Origin of the sequence: Rhizobium sp. TRM95796 (genome assembly GCF_025779995.1) — a bacterium.
GTDB lineage: Bacteria > Pseudomonadota > Alphaproteobacteria > Rhizobiales > Rhizobiaceae > Rhizobium_E.
This window is the reverse complement of record NZ_JAOXHE010000002.1, coordinates 301,038-313,682: the sequence shown is the minus strand read 5'-3', so window position 1 is coordinate 313,682 and position 12,645 is coordinate 301,038. Positions and strand designations below refer to the sequence as shown.

The following is a 12,645-nucleotide window of genomic DNA, read 5'->3' as shown; positions in this document are numbered from 1 at the left end:
CGATTGCCTTGAGATTTATGCGACAGCTTTGGGTCGGCCAGCGCTCATTAGTTCGATCAGGCTTCTGAGACGCGCCGTCACGTCATGGGTTTCCAGCAATTTCTGCTTCTCCTCAAGGCTCGTCGAGAGCAAGGGCGCGACGGTGTCGGCCAACAGACTGGGATCGCCGATCGAAGGCAGGCCGAGGCGGACCTTGGATGCGTGCGGGAGCGCTGAAAAATCGACATTCGCGTAAGTCTGATAGGCGTCGAGAACCGCACTCGACAGAGCCGTCGCGTCGGTCGACTGTCCTTCCAACTCTTCTAAAGGCGCAACATCCGCCGCCAGGTGCTCGCCATCGGTCAGGTGAACAATGTTTGTTCGCTGAAGTCCGCAGACGGTAACCTTGAGCGCGCCATCCACCTGTGTCTGTCGATCGACCAGGTCTGCGATCACGCCCGTGGAATAGAGAGCTTCGAGAGTGCTGGGGCGATCCTCGGCGCCGCGTCTCTGAGCGACAACGACGACCCGTCGATCACCGGTAAGCGCCTGTTCAACAGCCTTGCGGGTTTGTTCGCGCGCCACGAAAATCCGTGAGATCATATGTGGAAATAGCACCATGTCCCGCAGGGGAACGACAGGTAGGTGTGTCCTATCGGCATTTGGCATGTTCGCCTGCGCCGAAGGAGCAGGCAACCGGGTCGCCTGAATCCTTGCGGCCAGCACGTTCCAGTCTCTAAGGCCAAGAATTTGAGCAACAAGCTCCTGGCTCTCGCTGTTTGTTAAGGCGACAGATCTGTTCTGAAGCGCTTCACGGAGTGTTTTCGCCATAGCTTTGGCATCGCGGAAATCGCGCATGATATATCCTTTGCTGAAACGAACGGAGAGCGTCAGGGGCTTGCATTGCTGACCCGTTCGTTCGGGCAAAGGGAGCCATCAGCGGCTCGATACATTCACCATACCCGGCAGGGGCGCAAGCAGCAGGCTGTATCAACCTGATTGCAATTGTGCGCAGAACCCTGTCGGCTGTCAATGGCAGACTGACGACCGTAGGAAGCCTGAAGCCTCCACCCCGAAATGCATGATGTTCTGCGGGCGGCTGGCGGGCATCGCCTTTTTCAAACCCATCAGACAAGACGGTGTTACAGCAGCAGCGACTTCTTCCGCCATGCCTCTTCTACAGCAGATTGGCGATGGCGCAGAATTCTTCGACGCCCAGGGTCTCGGCGCGGCGCGAGGCGTCGATGCCGGCTTTCTGCAGCAGCGCCTCGCCGCCGAGCGGCCTGAGGCTCTGGCGCAGCATCTTGCGGCGCTGGCCGAAGGCGGCGGCCGTGACACGTTCGAGCTTGGCGAGTTCGCACGGGATTGTCTTTTTGCGCGGCTCCAGATGAACGACGGTCGAGGTGACCTTGGGCGGCGGCGAGAAGACCTGCGGCGGCAGGTCAAACATCATTTCGCAGTGGGTCAGCCAGCCGCAGAGCACGCCGAGGCGGCCGTAGTGATCGTCATCCGGGCCCGCCACGATGCGCTCGCCGACTTCCTTCTGGAACATCAGCGTCAGCGACGTCCAGACCGGCGGCCATCCCGCCGTCAGCCAGTTCACCAGCAATTGCGTGCCGATATTGTAGGGAAGATTCGCCACGACCTTCAGCACGAGGCCGTCTTCCGCAAACTGGGCGATATCGGTTTCGAGCGCGTCGCCCGACACCACGGTCAATCGGCCGGGATAGTGCGCGGCGATTTCGGCGAGCGCCGGCAGGCAACGTTCGTCGCGCTCCACGGCCACGACCTTGCGGGCGCCGAGCGCCAGCAACGCCCGGGTGAGGCCGCCGGGGCCGGGGCCGATTTCCACCACCACGGCGTCGTCGAGCTTGCCGGCGGCGCGGGCGACCTTCTGGGTGATGTTGAGATCGAGCAGGAAGTTCTGGCCGAGCGCCTTCTTGGCGTCGAGGCCGTGGCGCGCGATCACCTCGCGCAGCGGCGGCAATCCGTCAAGCGCTGCCATCGTCAAGTCCTTTTCGGGCCATGTCGGCAGCCATCTTCAGTGCGGCGATCAGGCTCGACGCCCGCGCCTTCCCTGTTCCGGCGAGCGAGAAGGCGGTGCCGTGATCGGGCGAGGTGCGAATGAAGGGCAGGCCGAGCGTCACATTGACGCCGTCGTCGAAGCCGAGCGCCTTGGCCGGAATCAGCGCCTGATCGTGATACATGCAGATCGCCACGTCATAGGCGTCGCGCGCCGCCCTGTGAAACATCGTGTCGGCCGGCAGGGGGCCGACGACGTCGATGCCCTCAGCCCTGAGACGGGCAACCGCCGGGGCGATGATGGCGGCGTCCTCAGCGCCCAGCGCGCCGTCTTCGCCCGCATGCGGGTTGAGGCCGGACAGCGCGAGCCGTGGGGAGGAGAGGCCGAACCGGATGGTCAGGTCGCGGGCGGTGATGCGGGCGGTCTCGTAGACCAGTTCTTCGGTCAGCGCCGCCGGCACGTCTTTCAGCGGAATATGAATGGTGACCGGCACGGTGCGCAGTTCCGGGCCGGCGATCATCATCACCGGCGTGACGGGATCGCCCAGCGCTTTGGACGCGAGATCGGCGAGGAACTCGGTATGGCCCGGAAAGGCGAAGCCGGCGTCGTAGAGCACAGACTTGGCGATCGGGCAGGTGACGACGGCGGATGTGCGGCCGGCAAGGGTCAATTCGACCGCTGCCTCGATAGCGCCGATCGTGCCGGAAGCGCTGCGGCTATCCGGTCTTCCCGCCGCCACGTCGCAGCCGGCGGCGATCGGCAGCACCGGCAAGGCTTCGTCGAAAAGAGAAGACGCGTCCTCGACGTCGCATTCGCGAAGGGGCGCATCCATTTCTAGAAGCGCCGCGCGCGCCGCAAGCGCGTCGGGATCGCCGATATAGATGAAGGGCGATAGTCCGGCGCTCCGGCGCTCGCGCCAGGCGGCGAGCGCGATATCGGGGCCTATGCCGGCGGGATCGCCCTGCGTCAGGGCGAGAAGAGGCGCTCCCGCTCGGATCATGTCAGCGCAGCTCGATCTGCGCGCGCTTGCGAAGCTCGTCGAGATATTTGACGCTGTTGGGGTCTTTGCCCTGCTTCTCTGCCTTTTCGAGGTCCTCGGCCTGATAGACCACCTGCGCGGCGAAGTCGTCCGAGACCTGCCGCTTCTTGCAGACCGCGATATATTCGACGCCGCGATCGGTGACCTGCGTCCGCGTGGTGCCGCCGACCGAAGCCTTGAGCAGGTCTTCCTTCCAGGCCGCCGGCAGTTGCGGCTCGAGCACCCGGCCGATGTCGCGGATCGAGACGTCATGCATGGTCGCTGCAAACGCCTTGCCGCCTTCGCAGCCGGGATACTGCTTGCGCGAGGCTTCCGCCTCGGACTTGCGCTTGCCGGTGATCTTGCCTTTCTTGGAGGCCGGTATCACGAAAATGACCTGCTGCAGGATATACTCGTTGGTGACCGGCTTCTTGCCGTTGTCCTTTTGCAGTCGGCCGATGAACTCCTGCGCGCTCATCTGGCCATTGGCGCCGTAGCGGGAGTTGACCGCGCGCGGCCAGCTCATCTGGATGCCGATATAGGACTTGAAATGTTCCGCAGTCACGCCCGCCTTGCTCAGGATCTGGGTCAACTGCGCAACGGACATCTTGTTGGAGTTGGCGAAGCGAGCAAAGGCGGCGTCGACGTCGTCGGTGCTCACCGAGGCGCCGACGCGAATGATCTCGGCGCGCATCAGCGCCTCGTTGACCAGCTCTTCACGGGCGCTTTTCGTGCCGGCGCCCGGGGCGCGACGAAGACGGAGGAATGCGGCGCGTTTGGCGACATCCGCGTCCGTGATCACCGTGGCGTTGACGATCGCCGCCACGCCGTCGCCCGCGGCCATTGCCGGTTCGGGCGCAAATGCGGCCGACAGGCTGAAAATCACGGCGCCCGCGACCAGCGAACGAAAACGCGTCAACGTCATCATCATCCTCCACCTCTCGAGCCACATGCTTTCGCGGCAATTCCTGCGGGAGGATGAAATTGCACATTCCATGAGGCAAAACAATGTCAATTGAACTTAGGAGCGTTGGAATCGCCGACATTGATGTCGCCCAGCGTCCGGAAGCTGAGCCGCGCGCCGATCGACCAGTCGTTCGCCGTCTTGTCCTGCGGATCTCGGGTCTGGCTGAAGCCGATCTCGAACACCGTGCAGCTGTCGTCATACGAGAAGCCGAAGGTGTTGCGGCTGATCACATTCGCCTTGAGATCCCAGGTGGCCGATCCATAGACGGACCAGAAATCCTTGAGCTTCACGGCGGTGGTCGACTGGATTTCCTGCCCCTCGGTCGGATATCCGTATTTCGGCTGTGCGGCGATCTGGGTGTATGTCAGCTCCGTCTGCAGCTTCTTGCTGTTGTAGCCGAGGGTGGAGTCCGTGCGCTGGATCTCGAGGCCCTTCTGATCGAAACGACCGCCGAAGGACGCCGTCACGCCCATGGGCGCTTCGACTCCGATGGCGCCGACGAGATCGGATGCGCGCGTCTCCAGACCTGAATTCGCCCCGGCGTTGACCAGATCGTCGGTCGCGAAAGAATTTTTTCCGGCCAACTGATACGATTGTCCGACGATGCCGCGGAACACATAGCCGCTGTCGAACGTTCCCGTATAGCGAAGGCCGTAATTGGCGCGCGTGCCGCCTTCGACACGGTCATAGCCGGAAAATTTGTCGCGCTCGAACAGGTTGGCGGCGTCGAAGACGAAGCTCTGCGAATCTTCGTTCGGAAGTCGTCCAGCAAGACGCTCGTCCGGGCGCGCATAGACCTGCGCGATGGGTTCGAACACATGGCTGGCGTTCGCCGTGGTGGCGAGAATTGGATAGCGGGCTTCAAGGCCGGCCGTCAGCATAGAGCGGCCCGCGTCGGATCCGTCGTAATAATTGCCGGGATAGCTCGAAGGAACATTGTTCGTGTCGAGATAGAACCCGTCGCCGCGCGCCGCCAGGAGCGGCGTCAGCAGCAGGCCGCCCGGAACGACGAAGGTGCGCTTCCATTCGGTTTCGCTGGTGAAGCGGTTCGACGTGCCCGCCACGCCCTGATAACGATCCGCCACGTCCACGCCGTCGAGCCAGCGCACGCGGTCGGTGTTCGTGCGGCTGAGGCTCTGGAGGTTGACGGTCGTCGACAACTGCCCGCCCAGTATCGGCTCTGGATGGATATAGGTGTAGTCGAGCACGGGGTGCACGACCGCCTGCTTCTTCTCATCCTTGCTGTCCGGATCGGCGTCCTGAACATCGAAATAGAAGGCGCGCATGTCGAACGAGTTGCGGCGTCCGAGGCCCGACAGATAGACCTGGTTGGTATGGGTGTTCTCGTCCGCGTCGAACAGGGAATAGGTGCGGGCGAAGTTGTTGTCCGACTGGATCAGGGCGTCCCACCCGAAAGCCCAGCGCGGATTGATTCTGAAATCGGCCTTGGAAGACACCGCCAGGCGCGTCTTTTCCTGCGCATCGCTCGTGCCGTCGGTGAACCGGCTTTTATTCATCTGGTCGATGCCGGCGATATGCAGCGTGTGCAGGCCGAGCTTGAACTGGTTGCGGATTTCGGCGTCGAGCAGCGCGCCTTGCGCGGTATAGCCCGTCACCGTCAGCGTCGCATCCATATGCGGCGTGATCGTCTGGTAATACGGGATGGACATGCCGAAGCCGAGATTCTGCGACGTGCTCATCCGCGGGAACAGGAAGCCGGATTTCCGCTTCACCGTGGGGTCGGGAAGTTCGAGCACCGGCGCCCAGGCGATCGGCTTGCCGAACAGCTCGAAGCGGGCGTTTTCAAGCCGCACCGTATGCGTCTTGCCGTTCTGGATGACGCGTTCGGCCTTGACCTGCCAGAGAGGCGGCTTCTCGGGATGATCCTTACAGGGCTGGCAGGCCGTGTAGACGCCCTTTTCCAGCACCAGTTCGTCGGCGTTGATGCGCCGTCCCTTGCGCGCCACAAGGCGCGTGTCGTCGGTCGTTTCGATGCGAATCGTATCGATGAAGCCGTTGGCGAAGTCGTCGGTGACGTCGAGATTGTCGGCATAGACGCGGTTTCCGGTCGGCTCGATCATTTCGATGTCGCCGATCGCCATCACGCGCTTGGTCTGCTGGTTGTATTCGACGCGCTTGGCGACCAGCTTATAGCCGCCGTAATCGATCTGCACGCCGCCGACGGCGATCACCTTGTTCTGGTCGCGGTCGTAGATGAGCTGATTCGCGGTCAAGAGAAGAGGCTTCTTGTCCTCTTCCGACGATTGCGCATAGGCGGGGGCCGCCGTGGGCAAGCCAAAGCACAGGCTCGCTACCCCGGACAGGAGGGCCGCTCCAAACCAACGCATAACCTTGCGGTCGACTGCCGCCACTAACCATCCTCCTGATGCATCAAAAGCGTTGTTCCAAGAAACAGCGCGACGACCACGGGCACCCAGGCCGCCACGAAAGGCGGCACGACGCCGCTGCTTCCAAACGCCTTCACAAGCACGGAGACGACATAAAGCACGAAGCCTGCCATCACGCCACCGAAAATCATGCTCTGGCTTTGGTTAAACCTAGAGAATTTCAGTGAAACTGTTGCCGAAATGAGCGTCATCGCCACCATGAGGAAAGGCAGGGAAAGCAGCGAATGAAACTGTGTTTCTAGCGCATTGGTTGAGACGCCGAAGGATTTCGCTGCCTCGATTTGGCGCGGAAGCCCAAGAAAACTAACGGTTTCCGGACGCGCCATGCGCTGCTGGATGAATTCCTGTTTCAAATTGGTATTGACCCGCGCCGTTTCGAGAACAACCGGTATTTGCCCCGGCCGGGTTTCCGAAACCTTGTTAAGCAGCCAGTAACCATCTTTCAATCTTGCGCTCGCAGCGTCCTGTCGAAGCACGATTCGCCGATCGGCGCCGAAGTGGATGAAGACCGGGTCGAGGAGCAGCGTGCCGCGCTCCTCCACCGTCACCGCGCCGATGATCACGTCGTCATCCGCCGTGATCTGCCGCAGCCAGGGAATGATCTGGGTCTTGCGGTTGAGATGCTTGGCGGCCTTGGCGGCCGATTCGATGTCTTCGGCCATGCGCATGCCGGCCGCCGCGATCGGATTGAGCGCGAAGATCGCCAGGAGCCCGGTGATCAAGGCGCCCGTGATGAAGGGCGTCATGAACTGCCAGACGGAGACGCCCGCGGCGCGGGTGACGACCATTTCCTGCCGGCGATTGAGCGCGACCAGCGTCGTCATGCCGGCGAGCAGCATTACGAAGGGGATGGTCTGCTGCAGGATGGAGGGCACGCGGATCAAGGTGAGGAACAGCGCGTCGATCAGCGTGAAGCCGGGGACAGCTCCCCTGAGGCCGGAATTCTCCACGAAATCCAGCAGGAAGACGAGGGCGGCGATGCCGAGCAGGAACCACATGATCGTGGCCAGATGCCGCTTCAGGAAATAGCGGAACAGGGTGCCGTTGGTCATGCCGATGTTCCCTCCGCGCCGCCGCGGCGGAAATGTTTGCGCATGACCGTTTCGCATCCGTCGATCAACGAGCCGCGGCGTCCGAGCCGGCGGCCGGAACGCATGATCACCAGAATCAGGATGACGGTGATCGAGCCGGCGAACGCATAGAGCTGCCAGGGCTCAGCGCCGTTTTCGATCCGGTTGGCGAAATAGAAGGCGCCCCATCGAAATGCGAAGGCGAAGACAAGCGCCGGCAGCAGCGGATGCACCTTGCGCTCGCGATGAGAATGGGCGCTGCCCGCCAGCGCCAGCGCCATCAGCGCGAAGGTGACCGGGTAGAACCAGTCCGTCAGCCGGCGATGCAGCTCGGCGCGATAGCTCAGAGGATCGTCCTTGTAGTCGGCGTCGTCGACGTCGGGGTTCAGCAGGTAGGGCAGATCGCGATCCGCAGCCCGCAGCTTGGCCTCGCCCTTGGATTCCGACAGGTCGGACAGATCGAAGGAATAGGAATCGAAATGGATGATCGAGACGCTTCCGGTCGGCGCTTTCCGGTGGATCTCGCCGTCCTTCATGATCAGCGTGCCGCCATTGGGATCGACCGCGCCTTCGCGCGCGTAATAGAGCATCTCGTAACGGGGATCGCGCGAGTCCGCCACGAACAGCCCGCGCAGCACACGGCCCTTCACGCGTTCGGAGATCTGCACATAGAGACCGTCGTCGATCTTGCGAAAGGCCTTTTCTTCGATGACCGACGACAGCAGGTCCGCATAGGTGGCGGCGATCGTCTTGCGCATGCCCAGTCGCGTGACCGGTTCGACGAAATTGTCGATTGAGAAGGAGACGAGGCAGAGAAGCGACGTCAACACCAGCACCGGTCGATAGAGATAGCGTCGCGGCATGCCGGCGGCGTCGAGAACCGGCAGTTCCGAATCATTGTTCATCGCGTGGAAAGTTTGCGCGACCGCGATGATCACGGCGAAAGGCAACACCACCGGGATGATGTTGGGGAGAATATAGGAGGCGAGCAGGGCGAAGGAGCCGATCGACTGGCCGCTGTCGGTGACGAGATTGATGCGTCCCAGCACCTGTGTGGCCCAGATGATGGCCAGAACGGGCGCAAGCGCGGACAGGAACATCCGAAACACTCGCCCGAAGATGTAGGTCTCGATCAGATACATCCAGGATCCGCATGACTGTTTTCTTGGGCTCCACGCGGACCCCGGCCCAGCGATTTCGCACTTTTGACAGGGCCGATCAAGTCCGGCTTTTGATCACTTGCACGAGAGCGCTCCGGATGGAGGCGTAGGCGAGGATCATCAGGGGCAGCGAGACGGCGCCGGAAAGCCAGCCGAGCAGCACGTCGGACAGGTAGTGACCGCCCATCGCCAGGCGGAAAATCGGCGTGATCAGCGATGCGGCGATCAATCCCCGGCACAGACGGGGACGGCGCGGCGCCAGGAGCAGGGCGACGCCCATCAGCCAGCCGGCGGCCGCAGCTTCGCCGGAGACGAAAGAACAGTTGCTGGAACAGGAGCCGGTGAAATCGGCCACCGGGACGAAATGCAGTTCGCCGCCGAACAGATTTGTTTCGTAGGGGCGCGGGCGGCCGGAATATTCCTTGAATATGCCGTTGACGATGGCGATGGGGCCGGCGAGATACGCCAGGACCGCCAGCGCCTCCCGCCTGAAGCCGCGACAGAGCCAGGGCGGCGTGACCGCCCAGCGATAGACGATGTCGAGCGCGAAGAGCGTGGCGATGAGTGGCGGAAGGTAGAACAGGATCTTGCGGATCACGATCACGCGCGCGTCGCCCTGAGCGGGGAAGCCGGGGCAGTAACGGCCATTCGCCGAAAGGTCCCCCGCCGCATAGGCGTGGCAGAAAAGCTTTGCGGTCGCGAGATCCAATTGGGGAAAAGCCTGGAAGACGCCGAGCGTCACCGTTGCCGCCACGAGGGCGAGCATGGTGTAGGACAGAGCGCTTCTTTCGTAGTCTTCAGCCGTCATGAGCCATGGAACCCGGTTCACGCACGAAGATCATGAAAATTAGTAACACGAATATGACAGGCGGGGGAGGGTTATGCTTGCATTGCGGATCGCCTTGTCCAAGATCAGAATCGATAATCGTCTTGAAAGGTGCTGCGAATGTCTTCGCGTTTCGAATTCTCCTTCTCCCGCTCGGCCAAGATCGCGGGCGGCGTCGCCGTCGTTCTGAGGTTTTCGGATGACGGGCCGACGTCCGCGCCTGAGGATCTCGACCCTTCCGGAGTGATCTCCAAGGCTTCCAGGACCGCGCGCTTCAAGGGCAAAAAATTCGGCAAGCTCGATCTGCTCGCGCCCGAAGGGTCGGCGGCCGACCGTCTCATGGTGATCGGCCTGGGCGCCAGGCAGGAATTCGGCGCGCAGGATTGGATGAAGGCCGGCGGCGTCGTCGCCGCGGCGCTTTCCGGCGTCGAGAAGGCGAGCGTCTTCCTCGACGTTCCCGATCACGATACGACGGCCAAGAACGCCGCCGATTTCGCGCTCGGCATGATGCTGCGCGCCTATCGTTTCGATCGTTACAAGACCAAGAAGGACGACTCCGAGGACAATGGCGACGGCGACAAGTCTGCCAAGGTCACGCTGGTGACGGCCGCGCATTCGGCCGCCAAGAAGGCCTTCGAGACGACCGAAGCCGTGGCCGGGGGCGTCATCCTCGCGCGCGACCTCGTCAACGAGCCCGCCAATGTGCTCGGGCCGGAGGAATTCGCCGCCAAGGCCGAAGAACTCGAAAAACTCGGCGTCGAGATCGAGATCCTCACCGAGAAGGACATGCGCAAGCTCGGCATGGGCGCGCTGCTCGGCGTGGCGCAGGGCTCGGTGCGTCCCCCGCGTCTGGTGGTGATGCAGTGGAAAGGCGCCAAGCCCAAAGACAAGACCTATGCCTTCATCGGCAAGGGCGTCGTCTTCGACACCGGCGGCATTTCCATCAAGCCGGCCGCCGGCATGGAGGACATGAAGGGCGACATGGGCGGCGCGGCCGCCGTCACCGGCCTGATGCATACGCTCGCCGCGCGGAAGGCCAAGGTGAATGTCGTCGGCGTCATCGGTCTCGTCGAGAATATGCCGGACGGCAACGCCCAGCGGCCCGGCGATATCGTCAAATCCATGTCGGGCCAGACGATCGAGGTGATCAACACCGACGCCGAAGGCCGCCTCGTGCTCTGCGACGCGCTCTGGTACGCCAATGAACGGTTCAAGCCGGCTTTCATGATCAACCTCGCGACCCTCACCGGCGCCATCGGCGTGGCGCTCGGGGCCCATCACGCCGGTCTGTTCTGCAACGACGACGCTCTGGCGGCCAATCTGCTGATCTCCGGGATCAATACCGGCGAACGCCTGTGGCGCATGCCGCTCGGCCGCGAATATGACAAGATGATCGACAGCCGTTTCGCCGACATGAAGAACACCGGCGGCAGCCGCCAGGCGGGAGCCATCACGGCGGCGCAGTTCCTGAAGCGCTTCGTCGGCTCCACGCCCTGGGCGCATCTCGACATCGCCTCGACCGCGATGGGCGCGCCGTCGGACGAAATCAACCAGTCCTGGGCGTCGGGCTACGGCGTGCGGTTGCTGGACGAACTCGTCAGGGCCTATTACGAAGCCTGATCGGTCAACAGCGGGGCGGGCGCGTGGATATTCTGTTCTATCATCTCACCGAGACCAGGATGGAGGACGCGCTTCCGCCTCTGCTCGAAAAAAGCCTCGAGCGCAAATGGCGCATCGCCGTGCAGACGACGGGCGCCGATCGGGAAGCGGCGCTCGACGCGCATCTCTGGACCTATCGCGCGGACAGTTTTCTGCCGCACGGCCTCGCATCGGAGGAGATGGCCGATGAACAGCCGATTCTCATCACCTCCAACGACGACAATCCGAACGGCGCCCATATCCGTTTCTATGTCGATGGCGCAGCGCCGGACGACATCGCCGGCTACGAAAGGCTGGTGCTGATGTTCGACGGCCATGACGAGGCGCAGCTCGTGCAGGCGCGCGCCCAGTGGAAGCGGCTGAAGGCCGGGGGCGGGCAACTGTCTTACTGGCAGCAGAACAACGATGGTCGCTGGGAAAAGAAGGCCTGACGCGACCGCCGGTCAATCCAGCGTAATCGTGTCTTTTACGCGCGGCCGCATGATGTAGGTCTTGCTGTAGTGATAGGTCGAAACGCCGGTCACGGGCTGCAACAGGGTGGAGAACGGCGTCGTCAGGTCATAACTGGCCACCACGGTCACCAGTTGAACGCCCGATTGGGCGATCGTTGACGGAACGGTCACCGGCGAGGCGCTGTTGGCGGCCGGCTTGGTGTCCTGATAAGCGAGACCCCAATTGACCTTGGTCGACAAATCCGAGGCGACGTCGACCACGGCAAGCTTGATCTTGAGGTTGGTGGTCGAAAACGGCAGGATGATCGTGGTCGTGCCGGTGATGATGGCGTTGGCTTCCGACGTCGTCCAGGCCGATTTCTGAGCGATCATGTCGCCCAGGGTCGAGACGATCTGGTTCATCTTGCGCGACACCATCAGCGCCTGGCCGAAATCGACGGTGCCGGCGAGCAATGCCACGAGAATCGGAAAGATGAGCACGAATTCGATCGCGGAGACGCCGGAGCGATCCTTGCCGAAGCGCCGGATCGACGAGCGGATTGTCTTCTTCGGTCGCGGATCCGTCATCAGAAGGGCTCGTTTTTGAACAGGTCGGCGGCGCCGAGCACGTAACGCCCGTCATTGAGGCGGCCGGACGCGAAGGTGTAGAGTTTGAGCGTGGGGTCCCAGGGCAGGAAGGCCTGCACCAGCACGTAATCGCCGGCATTGCCGATGTTGAAGGTTTCCGTGACGTTCAGCACGCCGCCCGAGGACGGGTTGACCTTCGACACGGAACTCATATTCGTGATGACCGACACGCGCACGAGCAGGTCTCTCGAGCACGAGAAGGAATAGGAAAGCTCCGAGCAGATCGCGGTCTTGAAATTGGCGATCTGCCAGTTTCCGGATTTCGCAGTGCCGACGCGCACCTGCCGGACGGCCTTGTGCACGGCCGAGTCCAGCGCCGAATCGACGAAGAACATCAGCGCGATTTCGATGATCGCCAGGATGATGACGATGAACGGCAGAGCAAGGATCGCGAATTCAATCGCGGCGCTGCCCTTTCTGTTGAGAAGATAATCGCGCAATCGTCTCATCCCGCCC

The 12,645-nt window shown here is 62.4% G+C and carries 12 protein-coding genes; 2 read left to right on the top strand and 10 right to left on the bottom strand.

Annotated elements, in window-relative coordinates; translation table 11 throughout:
- Positions 1 to 15 precede the first annotated feature (15 nt).
- The 8 genes from OCK01_RS07590 to OCK01_RS07555 form a co-directional block, all read right to left on the bottom strand.
- A complete protein-coding gene (locus tag OCK01_RS07590; protein ID WP_263823228.1) occupies positions 16 to 837 on the bottom strand; it encodes an LON peptidase substrate-binding domain-containing protein in 822 nt (273 codons plus the stop codon).
- A 319-nt stretch (positions 838 to 1,156) separates the two neighbouring features.
- Complete coding sequence (rsmA, locus tag OCK01_RS07585) at positions 1,157 to 1,984, bottom strand: 16S rRNA (adenine(1518)-N(6)/adenine(1519)-N(6))-dimethyltransferase RsmA (protein ID WP_263823227.1); 828 nt, start codon at positions 1,982 to 1,984, stop codon at positions 1,157 to 1,159.
- Positions 1,971 to 3,002 carry a 4-hydroxythreonine-4-phosphate dehydrogenase PdxA gene (pdxA, locus tag OCK01_RS07580; protein WP_263823226.1) on the bottom strand — a complete coding sequence of 344 codons (1,032 nt, stop codon included), beginning with the start codon at positions 3,000 to 3,002 and terminating at the stop codon, positions 1,971 to 1,973. The genes rsmA and pdxA overlap by 14 nt, the downstream gene beginning before the upstream one ends.
- Position 3,003: 1 nt before the next feature.
- Positions 3,004 to 3,948 carry a peptidylprolyl isomerase gene (locus tag OCK01_RS07575; RefSeq protein WP_412178980.1) on the bottom strand — a complete coding sequence of 315 codons (945 nt, stop codon included), beginning with the start codon at positions 3,946 to 3,948 and terminating at the stop codon, positions 3,004 to 3,006.
- A gap of 83 nt (positions 3,949 to 4,031) precedes the next feature.
- Positions 4,032 to 6,359 carry an LPS-assembly protein LptD gene (locus tag OCK01_RS07570; RefSeq protein WP_412178979.1) on the bottom strand — a complete coding sequence of 776 codons (2,328 nt, stop codon included), beginning with the start codon at positions 6,357 to 6,359 and terminating at the stop codon, positions 4,032 to 4,034.
- Positions 6,359 to 7,447 (bottom strand): LPS export ABC transporter permease LptG, encoded by a 1,089-nt coding sequence (lptG, locus tag OCK01_RS07565; RefSeq protein ID WP_263823224.1) that lies wholly within the window; start codon positions 7,445 to 7,447, stop codon positions 6,359 to 6,361. Before lptG ends, OCK01_RS07570 begins: the two co-directional genes overlap by 1 nt.
- Positions 7,444 to 8,607: an LptF/LptG family permease gene (locus tag OCK01_RS07560; protein WP_263823223.1), complete on the bottom strand. Its 1,164-nt coding sequence runs from the start codon at positions 8,605 to 8,607 to the stop codon at positions 7,444 to 7,446. The genes lptG and OCK01_RS07560 overlap by 4 nt, the downstream gene beginning before the upstream one ends.
- 76 nt (positions 8,608 to 8,683) lie before the next feature.
- Positions 8,684 to 9,433 carry a phosphatase PAP2 family protein gene (locus OCK01_RS07555; protein WP_263823222.1) on the bottom strand — a complete coding sequence of 250 codons (750 nt, stop codon included), beginning with the start codon at positions 9,431 to 9,433 and terminating at the stop codon, positions 8,684 to 8,686.
- Positions 9,434 to 9,571: 138 nt separating this feature from the next.
- On the opposite strand from OCK01_RS07555, the gene OCK01_RS07550 reads away from it, so the two are divergent.
- Both OCK01_RS07550 and OCK01_RS07545 read left to right on the top strand, forming a co-directional pair.
- Entirely contained in the window at positions 9,572 to 11,071 is a 1,500-nt protein-coding gene (locus tag OCK01_RS07550) for a leucyl aminopeptidase (RefSeq protein WP_263823221.1), read from the top strand.
- 59 nt (positions 11,072 to 11,130) lie between these two features.
- The gene (locus OCK01_RS07545) at positions 11,131 to 11,541 is read left to right on the top strand and encodes a DNA polymerase III subunit chi (protein ID WP_263823538.1); all 411 of its coding nucleotides are present in this window, start codon (positions 11,131 to 11,133) and stop codon (positions 11,539 to 11,541) included.
- Positions 11,542 to 11,553: 12 nt separating this feature from the next.
- Here OCK01_RS07545 and OCK01_RS07540 read toward each other — a convergent pair whose 3' ends face one another.
- Positions 11,554 to 12,129: a TadE/TadG family type IV pilus assembly protein gene (locus OCK01_RS07540; protein WP_182826693.1), complete on the bottom strand. Its 576-nt coding sequence runs from the start codon at positions 12,127 to 12,129 to the stop codon at positions 11,554 to 11,556.
- Positions 12,129 to 12,638, bottom strand: a complete 510-nt coding sequence (locus tag OCK01_RS07535) for a TadE/TadG family type IV pilus assembly protein (RefSeq protein WP_182826692.1) — start codon at positions 12,636 to 12,638, stop codon at positions 12,129 to 12,131. The genes OCK01_RS07540 and OCK01_RS07535 overlap by 1 nt, the downstream gene beginning before the upstream one ends.
- Positions 12,639 to 12,645: the final 7 nt, after the last annotated feature.

Bases quoted from the DNA above. Each gene is read 5' to 3' on its own strand.
- rsmA (WP_263823227.1), bottom strand. From the start codon at position 1,984: ATGGCAGCGCTTGACGGATTGCCGCCGCTGCGCGAGGTGATCGCGCGC.
- OCK01_RS07550 (WP_263823221.1), top strand. From the start codon at position 9,572: ATGTCTTCGCGTTTCGAATTCTCCTTCTCCCGCTCGGCCAAGATCGCG.
- OCK01_RS07555 (WP_263823222.1), bottom strand. From the start codon at position 9,433: ATGACGGCTGAAGACTACGAAAGAAGCGCTCTGTCCTACACCATGCTC.
- OCK01_RS07560 (WP_263823223.1), bottom strand. From the start codon at position 8,607: ATGTATCTGATCGAGACCTACATCTTCGGGCGAGTGTTTCGGATGTTC.
- OCK01_RS07535 (WP_182826692.1), bottom strand. From the start codon at position 12,638: ATGAGACGATTGCGCGATTATCTTCTCAACAGAAAGGGCAGCGCCGCG.
- OCK01_RS07540 (WP_182826693.1), bottom strand. From the start codon at position 12,129: ATGACGGATCCGCGACCGAAGAAGACAATCCGCTCGTCGATCCGGCGC.
- OCK01_RS07545 (WP_263823538.1), top strand. From the start codon at position 11,131: ATGGAGGACGCGCTTCCGCCTCTGCTCGAAAAAAGCCTCGAGCGCAAA.
- pdxA (WP_263823226.1), bottom strand. From the start codon at position 3,002: ATGATCCGAGCGGGAGCGCCTCTTCTCGCCCTGACGCAGGGCGATCCC.
- lptG (WP_263823224.1), bottom strand. From the start codon at position 7,447: ATGACCAACGGCACCCTGTTCCGCTATTTCCTGAAGCGGCATCTGGCC.
- OCK01_RS07590 (WP_263823228.1), bottom strand. From the start codon at position 837: ATGCGCGATTTCCGCGATGCCAAAGCTATGGCGAAAACACTCCGTGAA.
- OCK01_RS07575 (WP_412178980.1), bottom strand. From the start codon at position 3,948: ATGATGACGTTGACGCGTTTTCGTTCGCTGGTCGCGGGCGCCGTGATT.